Origin of the sequence: Prodigiosinella aquatilis, assembly GCA_030388725.1 — a bacterium.
Taxonomy (GTDB): domain Bacteria; phylum Pseudomonadota; class Gammaproteobacteria; order Enterobacterales; family Enterobacteriaceae; genus Prodigiosinella; species Prodigiosinella aquatilis.
The window spans coordinates 1,200,438-1,219,507 of the sequence record CP128857.1 but is presented as its reverse complement, the minus strand read 5'-3'; the positions used below and the strand labels follow the sequence as shown (position 1 = coordinate 1,219,507).

Here is a 19,070-nt window from a genome sequence, read left to right as displayed (position 1 = left end):
AGCTAACTGATTAAAATAAAACATCAATTTCAGACTCCTGAATGACAGACAAGGGAATTAAACCGGTAATGAATCAGCATAAAAATACAGATACCGAGCACCATGCCGCGAAACGGCGCTGGCTGGACTCACATGAAGCGGGATATCACAAAAGCATGGGAAACCGCCAGGTACAGATGATCGCCATTGGCGGTTCCATCGGTACCGGATTGTTTCTTGGCGCAGGCGCCCGTCTGCAAATGGCAGGACCGGCACTGGCTCTGGTTTATCTGGTCTGCGGGATATTTTCGTTCTTTATTCTGCGGGCGCTGGGAGAGCTGGTTCTACATCGCCCTTCCAGCGGAAGTTTTGTTTCCTACGCACGGGAATTCCTGGGGGAAAAAGCCTCCTACGTAGCAGGATGGATGTACTTTCTTAACTGGGCGATGACAGGGATTGTCGACATTACCGCGGTCGCGCTTTATATGCATTACTGGGGCACTTTTGCTGATGTGCCTCAATGGGTATTTGCGTTAAGTGCGCTGGGTATTGTCACCACCATGAATATGATCGGCGTAAAGTGGTTTGCGGAAATGGAGTTCTGGTTTGCACTGATCAAAGTCGCGGCGATCTCCCTCTTTCTGATTGTCGGAACCCTGTTTCTCGGAAGCGGCAAGATGCTGGGTGGTAATCCCACCGGCTTTCATTTGATCAGCGACAATGGCGGCATGTTCCCACACGGTTTGTTACCTGCATTAGTTCTGGTTCAGGGCGTTATTTTTGCCTTTGCTGGCATTGAGCTGATCGGTACCGCCGCCGGAGAGTGCAAAGATCCGGAAAATATGTTACCCAAAGCGGTGAACAGTGTTATCTGGCGCATCAGCTTATTCTACGTAGGCTCGGTGATCCTGCTGGTGTGCCTGCTGCCGTGGAATGCCTATCAAGCTGGAGAAAGTCCGTTTGTCACCTTCTTCAGCAAACTGGGTATACCCTACATCGGTACTATCATGAATCTCGTGGTATTGTCAGCCGCGCTTTCCAGCCTTAACTCTGGGCTTTACTCGACTGGTCGCATTCTGCGTTCCTTGTCGCTCGGCGGCTCCGCACCGAAGTTCATGTCCAAGATGAGTAGCCAGTCCGTACCCTATACCGGCATTCTGGTGACGGTGGGTATTTATATCATTGGTGTATTCCTGAACTACATCGTGCCATCACAGGTATTTGAAATTGTTTTGAATATCGCATCCCTCGGCATTATCTGCTCCTGGGGGTTCATCATCATCTGTCAAATGAAACTACGACAGGCCATCAGGGAAGGAAAAGCCAAACCCGTATCGTTCAGAATGCCCGGTGCACCAGTAACCTCCTGGTTGACACTGGCATTCCTGCTAGGGGTATTGGTTCTGATGGCAATGGACTACCCGAATGGAACCTGGACTATCGCCACCATTCCCATATTAGCATTGGTGTTGATTGCTGGCTGGTATGGTTTGCGCAAACGGCAAAAAGAGGTCAACCGGCCGGATGCTGAGCACAAAAGTCTGGTCAATTGAGCGTAAAACCCCGGGAATTCCCGGGGATTATCTGGGTTGGTTATGTGGTGCTTACTGTGCAATCACATGTGCATACAGTCGCTTGCTGCCATCGTCTTGCGCCACGCTGTAAACCCCTTGCAACTCCGGTGCGAAACCCGGCATCAGATTGATTCCCTCCTCTAACGCCAGGAAATAACGTAGTACCGCGCCGCCCCATACTTCTCCCGGCACCACACAAAGCACTCCCGGTGGATAAGGCAATGCGCCTTCTGCCGCAACACGACCTTCAGCTTCATCCAGCGCAATGAACTCGATATCGCCCCGGACAAAAGCGCTATTGGCTTCCTGCGGCAACATCACCACTTCAGGGAAAGAGGATTTACGGAACATCGCTTTTTGTAGCAGTTTCACATTATGGCTGACATAAAAATTATGCATTTCCTGACATAACTGGCGCAGCGTGTAACCTTCATAACGCTGCTCATATTTATGATACAACCCCGGCAACACGCTACTCAGCGGTGCATCCTGTTCAATCAACTGCTCAAAACGAACCAGAGCCTGCACCAGATGCTGCATCTTGACACTATCTTCCGCTGGCGTTAGCAGGAACAGAATGGAATTAAGATCGCATTTCTCCGGGATAATGCCGTGTTCACGCAGATAATTCGCCAGAATTGTGGCCGGAATACCAAATGGGGTGTAATCACCGGTAAGCGCATCAATTCCTGAGGTGGTCAGTAACAGTTTACAGGGGTCGACAAAATACTGCTCCGGCGCATAACCTTCAAACGAATGCCAGCGATCACCCGGCCTGAAATTGAAGAAACGGACATCCTGCGCCATTACGTCGGTTTCGTGATCCTGCCAGTGGATCCCGCCGACACTGACCGGGACAAACGGCCGGATGAGTGAGCAGCACGCCAACAGTTGCTTGCGAGTCTCGATCCCTAACTTGACACACTCCAGCCATAAACGACGGCCACCAGCACCTTCATGCATCTTGGCATTGACATCCAGCGCGGCAAACAGCGGATAAAACGGACTGGTCGATGCATGCAGCATAAACGCATTGTTCAGGCGTTTGTGGTTGCAAAACCGCTTCTGCCCTTTAATGTGAGTATCCTTTTTATGGATCTGTGACGTTTGGGAAAAACCAGCCTGCTGCTTGTGTACCGACTGAGTAACGAAAATACCGGGATCATTCTCGTTCAGTTCCAGCAACAGCGGAGAGCACTGTTCCATCATCGGAATAAACTGCTCATATCCCACCCACGCGGAATCAAACAGGATGTAATCACACAGATGGCCAATACTATCCACCACCTGACGGGCGTTATAGATGGTGCCATCATAAGTACCAAGCTGAATCACCGCCAACCGGAAAGGACGCTGTTCATCAGCACGTTCCGGCGCGACCTCCCGCACCAGCTCACGCAGATAGGTTTCATCAAAACAGTGCGCATCAATACCGCCAATAAAGCCAAACGGATTTCGCGCCGTTTCCAGATAAACCGGTGTAGCGCCAGCCTGAATCAACGCGCCGTGATGGTTAGATTTATGGTTATTACGGTCAAACAACACCAGATCGCCACGGGTCAGCAGTGCATTAGTCACCACTTTATTGGCTGCCGAGGTCCCGTTCAGCACAAAATAGGTTTTATCCGCGTTAAATACCCGGGCAGCAAACTTTTGCGCCTTTTTAGCGGCCCCTTCATGAATCAGCAGATCGCCTAGTTTGACATCGGCATTACAGATATCCGAACGGAACACATTTTCGCCATAAAACTCATAAAACTGACGGCCCGCCGGATGCTTGCGAAAGAATTGCCCTCCCTGATGTCCCGGGCAGGCAAATGTACTATTTCCCATAGCGGCATATTTGATCAGCCGACCAAAGAAAGGTGGCAACAGCGCGCGCTGATAACCTTCCGCTGCCTGTTCCAGAATTTCTGCGTGTTCGCCAGACTCATCCAGCCACAACCACTCACTGCCAGGTGGCAGCATTTCCAGACTGTCATTCGTTTGCTCCCGCGCCACAAAAGCCGGAATAGCAAAACCGGTGTGATGCAGCACCGACAAAATGCCGCTGCGCGCTTCTTCCACCGAGACGACTACAGCGGCGATATCGGTAAAATCGGTCTGACTCAACGCCACAATCGGACGCGTTGTGATTATACGGGGGGCAATCGCCGCATTAGCCGCAATTTTTAACTGTTTCATGTAACCAAACCCAAAACGGTTAAGGATGAGTGTACGTGCCTAAAAGACACAGTGCAGGAATAAGGTTCCCAACCAACTACAATGCCAATCAATCACGACAAATGCATGATCTACAGCGTTAAATTGCCGATAACGAATGGGAAAACTGGGATCAGCACCATCCGATAGACATCAGTAAAATCAGAGGAGTTACTCTATTTTTAATCATGCCTAACAGTGAGCGTCATTATGCTTCACCGCATGGTGACAAAGGATAAACGGGGAGTGAAGAAAGCAGAAACAGAACCACCGGCATACTGTGACATCATCAAAGTTCTGGCACATTGTTTCCGCACCATGAGCATTGAATCTGGCATATCAGCGGCCCTCTATAACCACGAGTGAATGGAAAGTCATAAACCGCGCAATAGTGGCACTCTTTTAGGTCAAATTCAAGAAAACAGACTCACTCATCAGGACGGATTACCAAGTGGTATAACACTCATTTTGTACCGACGGGTGTCATCCATTACCCGTATTGATGACTAATACAGCATTAGTGACTGAAAATAGAGCAACCGTACCGAGTTGTGACAGAAACCCGTTGACGACGTTAGTGATATACGGTTTAATGCGCCCCGTTGCCCGGATAGCTCAGTCGGTAGAGCAGAGGATTGAAAATCCTCGTGTCCTTGGTTCGATTCCGAGTCCGGGCACCAAAATTTAGTTTCAGGATGTCCTTATGCGTCCGGGAACGTTAAAAAATCAGTAAGTTAAAAAGAATCTGGAGTACCAATGGGTACTACCAGATTTTTTGACATCCGTAGTTTTTGGGGGCTTAATTGGGGGCCTGTCGGTTCGATAAACTACGGAGCCCCCGCCATGCCTCTGACTGATACCGCCATCCGCAACGCCAAGCCGCTCGATAAACCTTACAAACTCAGCGACGCACAGGGTCTATACCTGCTAATCAAACCTAACGGTTCTAAACTCTGGCATCTTAAGTACCGCTTCGGCGGCAAGGAGAAGAAGCTGGCGTTTGGCGCTTACCCGACAGTCTCGCTTGCCAGTGCCCGTAAACTGCGTGAAGAAGCCCGAACTATTCTCAGCGCAGGAGACGATCCCGGCGTAAAAAAACAGCACGACAAACAGGCGAAGAAAAACGGCAATACCTTTGAAGCCATTGCTCGTCAGTGGGTGGCCGCGAACATTCGCTGGAGTGAGGCACACGCCGCCAAAGTCCTGCGTTCACTGGAACTACACGTTTTCCCGCTCATCGGCAATGCCCTTGTCACCGACCTGAAAACCGCCGATCTGCTGATCCCGCTACGGGTGGCAGAGAAAAAGGGTTGTCTGGAAACGGCTGCACGTATACAGCAACGCACGACAGTCATCATGCGTTACGCCGTACAAGAAGGACTGATTGCCAGCAATCCGGCCAATGACCTCTGCGGCGCTATCACCCCACCACCGAAAAATCATTACCCTGCCCTGCCGCTGGAAAAGTTACCGGAACTGCTGGAGCGCATTGAAAGCTATTCAGGCAGAGTATTAACCCGGCTGGCGGTACAGCTTAATTTGCTGATCTTTATCCGCTCCAGCGAATTGCGTTTTGCCCGTTGGACAGAGATCGATCTGGATAATGCCATGTGGACACTTCCCGCACAGCGTGAGCCCATTACGGGTGTGCATCACTCAGAGCGCGGCGCAAAAATGAAAACGCCGCATCTGGTGCCGCTGTCAAAACAGGCGGTAACGGTGCTGAAACAGCTCAAGCTGCTATCCGGCAACGGGGATTTGCTCTTTCCGGGCGATCACGATGCGCGTAAGCCAATGAGTGAGAACACCATCAACAAGGCGCTGCGCACAATGGGCTATGATACGCAGGCGGACATCTGCGGGCATGGCTTTCGCACAATGGCCTGTAGCGCATTGATTGAATCTGGCCGCTGGTCAAAAGATGCCGTGGAGCGGCAGATGAGCCATCAGGAGCGCAACCACGTTCGCGCCGCCTATATTCACAAAGCGGAACACCTCGACGAACGGACTCAGATGATGCAATGGTGGTCAGATTATCTCGATGCCTGTCGGCAGAAATTCATCCCGGCTTATCGCTTTGAGAAGTCGATTAAGGTTGCCTGAGCCAGACTGATATTCCGATGGAATAAGCCGCATCTGATCGAAAAGAGGCGGCTTATCTTGTTTCTCCACGCTGCTGTTGTATCAGAGCTGAGGCGGAGCGCAGCAGAGCGTGCACCGAACATCCCTGATAAAACAGCGGATTTTTCACCATCGCAATTACCTGTGTTTACAGGGACAAGCGTTATGACAGGGCGCGCTTGTATGGCTTTTTAATGGATGCGAACAGCAGAAATTAAAAAGTGACGTGAGGCGAGTAAATTCCATTTCGTAGAAATGGCTAATTTGCGTCGCCCGAACCCACCCGCGAGCGTTCGCCCCCAAGGGGAACCGAGCAGGCCGGGGGGGGAGCCGAATAAATTTTGCCGCCCCAGCGAGCAAAAAGACGCGCCCACGCGTCGGTTTATTTGGGGGGCTTGCCCCGCACACCGTCGCCGATAAGTCTCCGGCCACAAGCCGGTAGCGTGGCGCGACCAACCCATTTAAAGCCGCGTTTCCCGTTATTTCGCATCGAGCTTGCGAGAAAGAGAAATAACAGGCTAAAACGCGCGTCTTAAAGGGGTTGGTCGCGCGTAGCGCGCGACGGTGTGCCGCCGTTGACCTTGGGGGTTTTGGCGTGGCGTCCAGCCGCGACATTACCCCCATGTGCCAGGTAATAAGGGCGTCCAGCCCGCATGAACTGGCGCACGCCGTTTTGTGTCGGGAAATGTATTTTCCGGCACAGGGCTGCATTGCTGCCACTGCATTCGCCTCACGCGCTCGCCGCATACATTCGCCCCATACCATAGGGCGAAGTCATGAGGTGAGAGCATGGGGCGAACAAAAAAAGTAAACTGTCGCGCTTCGCTTGCCTTCTCCCGAACCGTTACCGACCTAGTTCGATAACGGTTCGGGAGATCCTGTTTTACTTTAACGATTTTCTGACTTGCGGTAACGGGAAGGCCAGATTTCCGCAGGCGAAACACCCAGTGCTTCCGCAATCAGCTTTTCTCCTTTCGGCCAGTGTTTTGTTAACGCGTTTGCCAGCGTGGAAGAGGCCAGTCCCGCGTTACGCGAAACCGCCGCCAGTGTTGTTCCTCGCTTTTTCAGTGCCGCAATAATATCGGCGGGATGCCAATCCTGTTGGTTCATGCCTCCCCCTCATTAATACACTTCACGCCATCAGCAGTACGTATCCAGCGCGGGGCTTCCAGTTCAGCGGCAAAATACCAGACCAGTTCAGCCAGCAGACCGATCAACATCCGCTCCGCCTCCGGCGACAGCGCCCGTCCTGTCAAAAGCTGCGCCAGCACAAGGCAGTAATCACAAAGTAACTCTGAATTGGGATCAAAACAGGGAGAGACGGCGGGAAGGGTATCAACGGTGAGGCTTTCGAACAGATGGCGAGGAACGGGCTGATTCAACGTGGGCCTCAACAGCGCAAGACAGGCGGCAAGCCGCCCGCAGAGCGCCAGCCTCAGCGCCGGATCGTCGCTTTCAATCAGAATTTCGGCAAAGTTTTCGCAGTGACCGGCCAGTACGGTGAAATCCGTGGCAGCGCTGAAAGGAAGGGTAAGTAACGGGTGAGTCTGGGTGAGGGTTGTAGCCATAATGGCAGCCTCCAGTATGTGATGTTTAAACCACCACCGAAGAGACCAATCTTGCGGGTGGTGGACTGAACGGAGTTGGTCTTACCGGCCATACTGGAACCGGCGCACCTTGCGGTGCCCCCGCTCAGCCCACCATAATTCGGTATAGCTAAGCATACGACATAAAAAAAGACGCAAGACGCGTCATATGTCGCCAGTATGGTATTCGGGAGACCAATCCCGGCACCTGATTTTGCAGGTACGGGTAAAAGATAGCGCGGCGATGAATTAACCGCAAGCGATTTTCTACGCTCATAAACTGTGCAAACAAATACGCCAGTCATCAAAATGCTTGAACCTAATATTGTAGTTAGCTAATTTAGCCAAATTAGCTAATACACCTTTAGTCACCCATACAGTATGAATGAACAGGACATCTACCACCATATTAAGCAGGCACTGGACAAAGCCCCGCGTAACCAGTACACCGTCGAGCTGCATCTGCAAATGATCAAATATGCCGACGAGCTGGAACACATTACGGCAAAAGCCTTTTGCGAAGGCACCGGTCTGAGTCAAAGCCTTGGCACTGAATTCAGCAAAATGCGTAACTTAACCCGTCGGCTGAAAGCCGCCGGTCTGAACACCGATCTGCTGTAACCCGCTTACGGCACGTCATCGCGCGAAACGAGATATTTAATGGCTATCAAAAAAACCGAACTCTATTCCTCTCTGTGGGCAAGCTGTGATGAACTGCGCGGCGGGATGGACGCCAGCCAGTACAAGGACTATGTGCTGACCCTGCTGTTTATGAAGTACGTTTCTGACAAATATAAAGGCGATCCTTACGGGATGATCGTTATCCCGAAAAGGGCCAGCTTTGACGATATGATCGCGCTGAAAAACGATAAAGAAATCGGCGATAAAATTAACAAAATCATCCGCAAGCTGGCGGAAGAGAACGATTTGAAAGGCGTTATTGACGAGGCCGACTTTAACGATGAAGACAAGCTTGGTAAAGGCAAGGAGATGATTGACCGCCTGACGAAGCTGGTCGGTATCTTCGAGGGGCTGGATCTTTCCAGCAACCGGGCCGATGGCGACGATCTGCTGGGCGATGCCTATGAATACCTGATGCGCCACTTCGCCACCGAATCCGGTAAAAGTAAGGGACAATTTTATACTCCAGCAGAGGTGTCGCGTATTCTGGCGAAGGTGATCGGCATTACGGCCGATACGCCGCAGGATGCCACGGTATACGACCCCACCTGCGGTTCCGGCTCGCTGCTGTTGAAAGTCAGCGACGAAACGCGTCGCGGGCTGTCGATCTTCGGGCAGGAAATGGACAACGCCACCAGCGCACTGGCGCGTATGAACATGATCCTGCACAACAATGCCACCGCTAAAATCTGGCAGGGCAATACCCTGAGCGATCCGCAGTGGAAAGAAGCCAACGGCAAGCTGAAAGCCTTCGATTTCGCCGTGGCCAACCCGCCGTTTTCCAATAAAAACTGGACCAGCGGACTGGATCCGAAAAAAGATCCGTTTGAACGCTTCGTCTGGGGTATTCCGCCGGAGAAGAACGGTGATTACGCCTTTCTGCTACATATTATCAAGAGCCTGAAAAGCACCGGCAAAGGGGCGGTGATCCTGCCGCATGGCGTGCTGTTCCGCGGCAACGCCGAAGCGAATATCCGCGAAAACCTGATCAAGCAAGGCTATATCAAGGGCATTATCGGCTTACCTGCCAACCTGTTTTACGGCACCGGCATCCCGGCGTGCATTATCGTGATTGACAAAGAGCACGCCCACAGCCGCAAAGGCATTTTTATGATCGACGCCAGCCGAGGGTTTACCAAGGACGGCAACAAGAACCGCCTGCGCAGCCGGGATATTCATCGCATCGTGGACGTATTCAACCACCAGCGCACGGTGCCCGGATACAGCCGGATGGTGCCGTTAAGTGACATCGCCGGGAATGATTATAACCTTAATATCCCCCGCTATATCGACGGCGGCGAACCGGAAGATCTGCACGATCTGACCGCACACCTACAGGGCGGCATTCCGGCGCGCGATGTTGATGCTTTACAGGACTACTGGCGGGTATTCCCTACCCTGCGCAACGTGCTGTTTGCTGACGCTCGCCCCGGCTACTGTCGCGCGCAGGTAGAAGCCCGGCAGGTTAAACCGACCATTCTGGCGCATCAGGAATTTAGGGATTTTGCCACTCGCAGCCTGCTGCCATTTAAGGCATGGGTAAAAGAGGCGGCGCTGAATGAGATCGGCAAGGGCGATAAACCCAAGGCGCTGATCCACGATATCGGCGAGATGCTGCTGTCGCAGTATGCTAACAGCGAGTTGCTGAATAAATACAGCGTGTACCAGATCCTGATGGACTACTGGGCCGACACCATGCAGGACGATGTATATGTGATCACGCAGGACGGCTGGAAAGCCGCCGCTTCGCTGCGTGAGATCCTGCCAGCTAAGGGTAAGGACGGTAAAAACATCTGGAAAGAGGTGCACGATTTTGAATTTGACAAGCGGCGCTACAAGGCCGACGTGCTGCCTCGTTCACTGGTGGAAATTCGTTGTTTCCCGGAACTGCTGGATGCGCTGAACCACGCACAAGAACGCAGTGAAGAAGCCAGCCGTCAGTTAGCTGAGTTTGTCGAGGAGTCGGCAGGGGAAGACGATTTGCTGGCCGATGCAAGGAATGACAAGGATAAGGTGACGCAAAAGCTGGTCAATGCCCGCCTGACAAAATTGAAGAAAATCACCGCCGACCCGGATGAACTGGCGGCGCTGAACCGTTGTCTGGCACTGATTAAAGCAGAGGCTAATGCGAAAAAAGCACTGAAAGCCGCACAGGAAGCACTAGATCGCGCGGTGTTTAAACATTATCCCACGCTGGATGAAGCGGCAATCAAAGCGCTGGTGGTGCAGGACAAATGGCTGGCGACGTTGCAGGCCGGGATTAAGGCAGAGATTGAGCGTATCACCCAGCAACTGGCGGAGCGCGTGAAGGAGCTGGAAGAGCGCTATGCCGAGCCGTTACCGGTGCTGGAAGCGTCCGTTGAAGCGTTGAGCGAGAAAGTGGCCGGGCATTTACGAGCGATGGGACTGGTGTGGTGATGGTGGAATTAATTGTGGACAAACAACAGTCGGGTGCAGCGGTGAAAGGAGTACCTGCGGGGTTTAAGCTGACTGAGGTGGGGGTGATTCCGGAGGATTGGGGTGTTTACTCTTTAGGGGAATTATCAATTTCTATAGCCTCAGGGAAGACAAACACGCAAAGCAACGGAGAGTATCCGCTTTATGGTTCAACAGGTTTAATCGGCACTTGTAAATCTGGAGAATATGAAGGTAATGCATTACTCATTGCTCGTGTTGGGGCTAACGCTGGTAGATTAAACTTTGTGACAGGGGAATACGGTGTTTCCGATAATACACTTATAGTTAAGATTAAGCCTCAATATAACATTTCATTATTTTATTATATTTTGCTTCAAAAAAATATTAACTCTTTGATTTTTGGATCCGGGCAACCACTTATAACAGGTTCATTACTCAAAAGAATTGTTATAGCAGTACCTAGGGAAGATGAACAAAATAGCATTGCCAATGTTCTGATAGAAATTGACACACTTATTATCAAGTTGGAAAAATTACTCTCAAAAAAACAGGCCATAAAAACAGCCACCATGCAGCAACTACTGACTGGTAAAACCCGTTTGCCACAGTTTGCCATGTGGGGAGATGGGACGGCGAAGGGATATAAAAAGAGTGAGTTGGGGGATACTCCTGAGGACTGGGATATTTCAACCTACGGTCAGGTGTTTTCATTTCTATCCACATCGACAAATGCAAGAAGTGATCTTTCTGATAATGGAGAGTATGGATATATTCATTATGGTGACATCCACACGAAATGGACCAACAATCTAAATTTGGAAAGTAATACTATCCCCAGAATATCAAGCGAATTGGTGTCTTCTTCGTTTATCGAAGATGGTGACATTATTATGGCTGATGCCTCAGAAGACTATGCTGGTATAGGGAAAAGTATTGAGATTCAAGGTGTAAGGGATAATAAAATAGTTGCGGGATTACATACTTATTTGTTGCGTGATGTGAATAATATATTTGTAGACGGTTTTCGGGGCTACTTACATTGTATTCGTGCCGTTAAAGCTTGCATTGACCGACTGGCAACGGGTATGAAGGTCTTTGGGGTATCGAAGAACAACCTGAAAATAATCCCCATTCCTGTTCCTCCAAAAGAAGAACAAACCGCTATCGCTGCCATCCTCTCCGATATGGACAAGGACATTCAAACTCTGCAACAGCGTCTGAACAAAACCCGTCAGCTTAAACAGGGGATGATGCAGGAACTGTTAACCGGGAAAACCCGTTTAATATAGAAGGGAAAGCACATGGCTTATGACTACAGCGCCAACCTCAACCCGGAAAAAGCCCTGATCTGGCGCATTGTCCATCGGGACAATATCCCGTGGATACTGGATAACGGCTTGCACTGCGGCAACAGCCCGGTACAGGCTGTAAACTGGATCAATATCGGCAACCCGGAGCTTATCGATAAGCGCGCCGGGCATCCGGTGCCTGCCGGGACGGGCGGGACGCTGCATGACTATGTGCCGTTTTACTTTACTCCCTTCTCGCCGATGCTGATGAATATCCACAGCGGGCGCGGCGGCATTAAGCAGCGTCCTAATGAAGAAATCGTCATTCTGGTCAGCAGCCTGCGGCACGTGGCGTCGCAAAATGTCCCTTTCGTGTTTACCGACAGCCACGCTTACTATAACTGGGTCAACTACTACACCCGTCTGGACGACTTGAATCAGATCGACTGGCCTATCTTACAGGCGCGGGATTTCCGGCGCGATCCGGACGACCCAGCCAAATTTGAACGCTATCAGGCCGAGGCGTTAATCTGGCAGCACTGCCCTATCACGCTGCTGGGCGGGATGATTTGTTACAACGATGGCGTCAGGTTACAATTAGAGCAGTGGCTATCGCAACGCAATCTGTCAATGCCCGTTCACACACGGGCCGGGTGGTACTTCTCATGATGACATATACACAAGGCAATTTACTGGACGCGCCCGTGGAAGCACTGGTGAATACGGTTAATACCGTCGGCGTCATGGGCAAAGGCATCGCGCTGATGTTCAAAGAGCGCTTCCCCGACAATATGAAAGCCTATGCCCTCGCCTGCAAGCAAAAGCAGGTGATGACCGGCAAGATGTTCATTACCGAAACCGGCGAACTGATGGGGCCGCGCTGGATTGTCAATTTCCCCACCAAACAGCACTGGCGCGCCGACTCCCGCATGGAGTGGATTGAAGACGGCTTGCAGGACTTGCGCCGCTTTTTGATCGAAGAAAACGTGCGGTCCATCGCCATTCCTCCGCTGGGCGCGGGCAACGGAGGACTGAACTGGCCGGACGTTCGGGCGCGGATTGAATCTGCGCTGGGCGACCTTCCGGGCACGGAAATCCTGATTTATGAGCCTACCGAAAAATACCAGAACGTAGCTAAGAACACCGGTGTAAAAAAGCTCACTCCCGCCAGAGCGATGATCGCTGAACTGGTGCGCCGTTACTGGGTGCTGGGGATGGAGTGCAGCCTGCTGGAAATTCAGAAGCTGGCATGGCTGTTGCAGCGCGCCATTGAACAGCATCAGCAGGAAGACGTGCTAAAACTACGGTTTGAGGCGCACTATTACGGCCCATATGCCCCCAACCTGAATCATCTGCTTAACGCGCTGGATGGCACCTATCTGAAAGCCGAGAAACGCATCCCGGACAGCCAACCGCTGGATGTGATCTGGTTCAACGATCGGGAAAAAGAACACGTCCACCTCTGGCTGAACAACGAGGCCAAAGAGTGGCTACCGGCGCTTGAGCAGGTCAGCCAGTTGATTGACGGCTTTGAATCGCCGTTTGGTCTGGAGCTGCTGGCAACCGTTGACTGGCTGCTGACCCGAGGACAATGTCAGCCCACGCTGGATTCCGTGAAAGAGGGGCTGCACCAGTGGCCTGCCGGTGAACGCTGGGCCAGCCGTAAGATGAAGCTATTTGACGATAAGAATCTGCAATTCGCCATAAACCGCGTGATGGAGTTCCATTGCTGAAAATTAGCCTGTCCCAGCAGGCGTAATTGTTGCAGTCAGACTGGATGCGGACAGCGCGGAAAAACCGGAGCGTACACACTGTACGTGAGGATTTTGAGCACTGCCCAAGTCCAGTCTGGCAAATAAAATAGCCTGGTGGGACAGGCTCTAAGGAGAGCGCCTTTTGAGCACCATAGGCCAGCGCGAACGCGCCACACAGCAGCGTTTGATTCAGTTTTTTGTTAAGGATTTAGGATATCGCTATCTGGGGCGGAGCGCTGGATATGCCGGTGACAGCAATATCGACACGGACATACTGAGCGCGTGGCTGAAACGGCGTGGCGTCAGCGATATGCTGATTACCCGCGTGCTTCGGCAACTGGATTCCGCCGCCGCGCTGGGCGAAGGCAAGAAGCTGTATTACGCCAATAAAGAGGTCTATCGGCTGTTGCGTTACGGCGTGAAGGAAAAAGAAGGCGCGGGTGAGCAGAATCAGACCGTGTGGCTGATTGACTGGGCAAATCCTGAAGCCAATGATTTCGCCATAGCCGACGAGGTGACGGTAAAAGGCGAGTACAGCAAACGCCCGGATCTGGTGCTGTACGTTAACGGCATCGCGCTGGGCGTGATTGAACTTAAACGCTCGTCTGTCCACGTCAGCGAAGGCATCCGCCAGAATCTCGACAATCAAAAGAAAACCTTTATCCGCAATTTCTTTACCACCATGCAACTGGTCATGGCGGGCAACGATACGCAGGGACTGCGCTACGGCACCATCGAAACGCCGGAAAAATATTATCTGGAATGGAAAGAAGAGAATACCGATGCATATACGCATAAACTCGACTTTCATTTAAGCCGCCTTTGCAACAAGTCAAGGCTGCTGGATATCGTCCATAACTACATGGCCTTTGACCTTGGAGTGAAAAAACTCTGCCGCCATAATCAGTTTTTCGGCGTCGAGGCGGCTAAACAGCATATTGCCCGTCGTGAAGGCGGGATCATCTGGCACACACAGGGATCGGGAAAAAGCCTGACGATGGTCTGGCTGGCGAAGTGGATCCGCGAAAATGTGCCGAATTCACGCGTGCTGATTGTGACCGACCGCACCGAGCTGGATGAACAGATCGAAAGCGTGTTTATGGGTGTGGATGAAGAGATTTATCGCACCTCCAGCGGTAACGATCTTATCGCGACGCTCAATCACCCTAACCCATGGCTCATCTGCTCGCTGGTGCATAAATTCGGTCGTCGTAGTGAAGTAGAAGACACTGCGGCAACCGACGACTTCATCACCGAGTTGCAGCAATCCCTGACCAAAACGTTCCGCGCTAAAGGCGACCTGTTCGTCTTCGTCGATGAATGCCACCGCACACAGTCCGGTAAATTACATAACGCGATGACCGCTATTCTGCCGGAAGCCCTGTTTATCGGTTTTACCGGCACGCCGCTGATGAAGAAAGATAAAAAGAAATCAGTGGAGGTGTTCGGCCCTTATATCCATACCTATAAGTTTGATGAAGCAGTGGCCGACGGCGTGGTGCTGGATCTGCGCTATGAGGCCCGCGATATTGACCAGTATCTGACGTCTGAGAAAAAGGTTGATGACTGGTTTGAGGCCAAAACGCGCGGCCTGTCGAATTTGGCCAAAACCCAGCTTAAGCAGAAATGGGGCTCAATGCAGAAACTGCTGTCCAGTAAGTCACGGCTGGAGCAGATTGTTAACGATATTCTGCTGGATATGGATACCCGCCCACGACTGATGGACGGACGCGGTAACGCCATGTTGGTATGCAGCAGCGTGTATCAGGCTTGTAAGGTTTACGAGATGTTCAGCCAGACCGATCTGGCGGGAAAAGTGGCGATTGTAACCAGCTTCCGTCCCGATGCTGCCAGTATCAAAGGTGAAGAAACCGGCGCGGGCCTGACCGAGAAACTGTACAAATTCTCGACCTATCGCAAAATGCTGGCTGACTATTTTGAACAAAGCGAAGAGAAGATTGCTGGGCGTATAGCCGAATTCGAGCGGGACGTTAAGCTGCGCTTTATAAATGAACCGGGGCAAATGCGTCTGCTTATCGTAGTGGATAAGCTGCTGACCGGCTTTGATGCACCGTCTGCCACCTATCTTTATATTGATAAAACCATGACAGACCATACGCTGTTTCAGGCGATTTGTCGGGTAAATCGGCTGGATGGGGAAGATAAAGAATACGGCTATATTATCGATTATAAAGATCTGTTCCGCTCTCTGGATAAAGCGATAACCGATTACACCACGGGCGCGTTTGACGATTATGATCGGGATGATGTTGATGGCCTGCTGAAAAATCGTCTGGAGCAGGCAAAGCTGGATCTCGACAGCGCGCTGGAAGTGGTTCGTAGCTTGTGCGAACCCGTCAGGGCACCGCGCGATTTGCCGGACTACCAGCACTATTTCTGCGGCCAGTCGGGGGAAAACCAGACGATATTAGGCGAAAAAGAGGCGCTGCGCCTGTCGTTCTACCAGAATGTCGCCCGCCTGCTGCGCACTTACGCCAACCTAGCAAATGAAATGCAGGAAGCGGGTTATACCGATGAGGAAGTGGAAAGCATTCGCGCCGAAGTCGCTAAATTCGAGAGACTGCGCTACGACATTAAACTGACCAGCGGCGATCTGCTGGACATGAAGCGCTTTGAGCCCGCCATGCGCCACCTGCTGGATATGTACGTTCGCGCCGACGGTAGCGAAGTGCTGATGGATTTCGAAGAGTTAAGCTTGATTGAGCTGATTGTTGAAAAAGGCGCAGCAGCAACCGCTGCTCTGCCGGACGAGATCCGCAATAATCAGGATGCGATGGCAGAAACCATCGAAAACAACGTTCGTAAAACCATCGTGGATGAAAACCCGGTGAACCCGAAATACTACGGGCGCATGTCGCTGTTGCTGGATGAACTGATTACTCTTCGCCGCCAGAATGCGCTTGATTATCAGCAGTATCTGGAACGTATCCGGGATTTGAGCAAGCAGGTCATACGCCCAGAACAAACCAACGGAGCATCCTACCCTAACTCAATGGACACACAGGCGAAACGCGCGTTCTATGATAATTTCGGTCATGACGAGGTGCTGGCAACCCGTATTGATACGACAATCCGCTATACCAAAAAAGCGGAGTGGATTGGCGATCGTTTTAAGGAAAGAGAGCTTGCCCGTGCACTGCGCGAAGAAACCGCCAGTTATAACGTAAATATTGATGACGTTCTTGAGCTTGCCCGCAAGCAAAAGGAATACCACTGATGCAGGTCATGCAGATAGGCACGCTGCGCTTACAGATCAATCGTAAAGCGATTAAGAACTTGCATATCAGCGTCCTGCCGCCTGACGGCAAAGTCCGCGTTTCAGCCCCGGAACACATGACAGAAACGGCGATACGAATGGCGGTCGCATCCCGCTTTCGCTGGATCCGAAAACAACAGCAGGATTTCGCCAGACAGCCACGCCAGTCCGAGCGGGAGATGGTCAGCGGAGAATGCCACTATCTTTGGGGTCGTAAATATCGCTTGTTTGTGATCGAGCGTCAGGGACGTCATGAGGTGAAAATTGCGGGAAATAATAAACTCCAGCTTTATGTCCAGCCGGGAACCAGCAATGACAATAAAATGCTGGTATTAAACGAGTTTTATCGACATGAACTGAAACAGCAGGTTGCCAAATTACTGCCCGAATGGCAGACAAGAACCAGCGTTTCCCCGACATTCTGGGGCATCAAAAAGATGAAAACCTTTTGGGGCACCTGTAATACCACAACAAAACGGATCTGGCTCAATCTGGAACTGGTCAAGAAGCCGCCGGAATGTTTGGAGTATATTCTGGTGCATGAACTGGTTCATCTTCTGGAGCGTCATCATAACGAGCGTTTTCGTCTGCATATGGACCGGTTTATCCCTAACTGGCGTGAGCGGCGGGACTTGCTAAATATGATGCCGCTGGCGTTTGAAGCATGGGAATATTGACGGTCTCTTATTGAGTTCAGGTGTTCGTTGTTGTTTAAGTTTATTTATTGGTGATTTTGTCTATTGTGGCGCGACAGTGAGGAGACTTTTTAAACTTTCTGATGTGAAGGCGTGCGACGTGATAAATCGCGCAGGCAGCTTTTCATGACAACCATCGCAAAAAAAAAGCGATTTTTTATGGGGGCTTTAGTGGGGGCGCTGTTTGGACGATGTTTCAATAAAACCAATAACCAACAGTAAGTTAATCGTGAGTATGATTCCGAGTCCGGCACCATCTTCAGAGCCTGTTCGTTAAGGGATGAGATCCTTAACGGGCATGACATAAGTACCCGAATCGACTTCATGTGATAAATATGCTTATCGCATCGATTGTTGAACACTCGGGACTAAGAAGCTAGAGAGTGTCTGTAAACACTTTCTAGCTTTCTCTCGTCCTTCCGATGAGAATTCTTACAGTTTCCTACCGGTAGTGTCAATCTTCTGTAAAGGAAAGCGCCATTTTTTGCTTTCAGTCACCTGGATCTGACCTGGTATTATCCCTGTCTGTCAAATACCTCGTCCAATGCCAACCGTAAACTGTCCATATTTCCTTCGACATACTCCAGTGTGACCGCAACACTTGAATGTCCAAGGAGTGTCTGAACCACTTTCAGGTTACGATCGGGTGATTTCATCATATCGGTAGCAATGGTATGCCGGAACCGGTGCGGGGTGATGGTGCACTGACACTCCTTCGAGAGCCGACGGAAGAAAGCACGCAGCGGTTGATAAGCCATAACGTCAGTTAGCATGTTTTTTCGTCCATCAAACCGGCTTGCGTTAAACAACATATCACTGTGTGTTGCGCCGCGTTCTGTGGCAACCATAATCAGTCGTTCTAGTCTGGGCCGCAGTAATCGGGTGATTGGAACCCGGTGCTCTCGGTGATTTTTAGACGCTTCTGATCGTAAATTTATCCACCCTTCCTCGAGTTGAACATCTTCCAGACGAATATTGAGCAGCTGATTTTGTCGCATCCCCGTATAGCGAAGCGTATCTACTACGCTAAGCCAATACCACGCAGGCCGCAGTGCAGAGCGTATTTTCTCAGTAATGCCAAGGCCCTCCTCTTTTTCCCTGGCCTCCAGCAGTAAATAGATTTTCTTGATCTCTGACTCAGTGAGCGTTTTTTTACGCTTAATATCGGGTCTGACAACAACGCCATTAAAAGGGTTGTCTTTCAGGGGAATGATTTGTTGCTGTAATACATGATTATAAATCGCCCGCATATGCGCGACTTTGTTATTCCATGTTATGGATGAGAGACACTGTTCATTTAATATATACCGGCGCCAATTCAGCACGGTCAGTCTGTTGACCTGACCAGGTAAAACTTTATCTTCTGTATAGCGCCGGAATGAATTAACAACCTTTCGATAACTCAACTCGGTAGCCGGCCTTAATACCTTACTGAAAAAATAATCCTGCAATATATCGTCATAATTAATCAAATCCATTTCACTCTCCGTATTA

13 protein-coding genes and 1 tRNA gene are annotated in these 19,070 nt (G+C 51.0%); 10 read left to right on the top strand and 4 right to left on the bottom strand.

Going from position 1 to position 19,070, the window contains the following annotated elements:
• Positions 1-68 precede the first annotated feature (68 nt).
• Positions 69-1,532, top strand: a complete 1,464-nt coding sequence (gene ansP / locus PCO85_05745) for an L-asparagine permease (protein ID WJV54929.1) — start codon at positions 69-71, stop codon at positions 1,530-1,532.
• Positions 1,533-1,583: 51 nt separating this feature from the next.
• Here ansP and PCO85_05740 read toward each other — a convergent pair whose 3' ends face one another.
• Positions 1,584-3,737, bottom strand: a complete 2,154-nt coding sequence (locus PCO85_05740; GenBank protein WJV54928.1) for an ornithine decarboxylase — start codon at positions 3,735-3,737, stop codon at positions 1,584-1,586.
• Positions 3,738-4,359: 622 nt separating this feature from the next.
• Here PCO85_05740 and PCO85_05735 point away from each other — a divergent pair.
• Positions 4,360-4,435 (top strand) — tRNA-Phe (locus tag PCO85_05735).
• 163 nt (positions 4,436-4,598) lie between these two features.
• Complete coding sequence (locus tag PCO85_05730; protein WJV54927.1) at positions 4,599-5,858, top strand: tyrosine-type recombinase/integrase; 1,260 nt, start codon at positions 4,599-4,601, stop codon at positions 5,856-5,858.
• 906 nt (positions 5,859-6,764) lie between these two features.
• Here the strand turns inward: PCO85_05730 and PCO85_05725 are convergent.
• A complete protein-coding gene (locus PCO85_05725) occupies positions 6,765-6,986 on the bottom strand; it encodes a helix-turn-helix transcriptional regulator (GenBank protein ID WJV54926.1) in 222 nt (73 codons plus the stop codon).
• On the bottom strand, positions 6,983-7,444 hold the full coding sequence (locus tag PCO85_05720; GenBank protein WJV54925.1) for a hypothetical protein: 462 nt from the start codon (positions 7,442-7,444) through the stop codon (positions 6,983-6,985). Before PCO85_05720 ends, PCO85_05725 begins: the two co-directional genes overlap by 4 nt.
• Before the next feature lie 399 nt (positions 7,445-7,843).
• Here PCO85_05720 and PCO85_05715 point away from each other — a divergent pair, with 399 nt between their 5' ends.
• The 7 genes from PCO85_05715 to PCO85_05685 all read left to right on the top strand — a co-directional run bounded on the left by PCO85_05715 (position 7,844) and on the right by PCO85_05685 (position 17,558).
• Positions 7,844-8,083 carry a transcription factor gene (locus tag PCO85_05715; protein ID WJV54924.1) on the top strand — a complete coding sequence of 80 codons (240 nt, stop codon included), beginning with the start codon at positions 7,844-7,846 and terminating at the stop codon, positions 8,081-8,083.
• Positions 8,084-8,122: 39 nt separating this feature from the next.
• The gene (locus tag PCO85_05710) at positions 8,123-10,561 is read left to right on the top strand and encodes a type I restriction-modification system subunit M (GenBank protein ID WJV54923.1); all 2,439 of its coding nucleotides are present in this window, start codon (positions 8,123-8,125) and stop codon (positions 10,559-10,561) included.
• Positions 10,561-11,850, top strand: a complete 1,290-nt coding sequence (locus tag PCO85_05705; protein ID WJV54922.1) for a restriction endonuclease subunit S — start codon at positions 10,561-10,563, stop codon at positions 11,848-11,850. Before PCO85_05710 ends, PCO85_05705 begins: the two co-directional genes overlap by 1 nt.
• 12 nt (positions 11,851-11,862) lie before the next feature.
• Positions 11,863-12,519, top strand: coding sequence for a DUF4433 domain-containing protein (locus PCO85_05700; GenBank protein ID WJV54921.1), 657 nt, complete (start codon positions 11,863-11,865; stop codon positions 12,517-12,519).
• Positions 12,516-13,583 carry a macro domain-containing protein gene (locus PCO85_05695; GenBank protein WJV54920.1) on the top strand — a complete coding sequence of 356 codons (1,068 nt, stop codon included), beginning with the start codon at positions 12,516-12,518 and terminating at the stop codon, positions 13,581-13,583. The genes PCO85_05700 and PCO85_05695 overlap by 4 nt, the downstream gene beginning before the upstream one ends.
• 163 nt (positions 13,584-13,746) lie before the next feature.
• Positions 13,747-16,842: an HsdR family type I site-specific deoxyribonuclease gene (locus tag PCO85_05690; protein WJV54919.1), complete on the top strand. Its 3,096-nt coding sequence runs from the start codon at positions 13,747-13,749 to the stop codon at positions 16,840-16,842.
• Entirely contained in the window at positions 16,842-17,558 is a 717-nt protein-coding gene (locus tag PCO85_05685; GenBank protein ID WJV54918.1) for a SprT family zinc-dependent metalloprotease, read from the top strand. The genes PCO85_05690 and PCO85_05685 overlap by 1 nt, the downstream gene beginning before the upstream one ends.
• A 533-nt stretch (positions 17,559-18,091) precedes the next feature.
• Here PCO85_05685 and PCO85_05680 read toward each other — a convergent pair.
• Positions 18,092-19,054, bottom strand: a complete 963-nt coding sequence (locus tag PCO85_05680) for a site-specific integrase (protein ID WJV54917.1) — start codon at positions 19,052-19,054, stop codon at positions 18,092-18,094.
• Positions 19,055-19,070 lie beyond the last annotated feature (16 nt).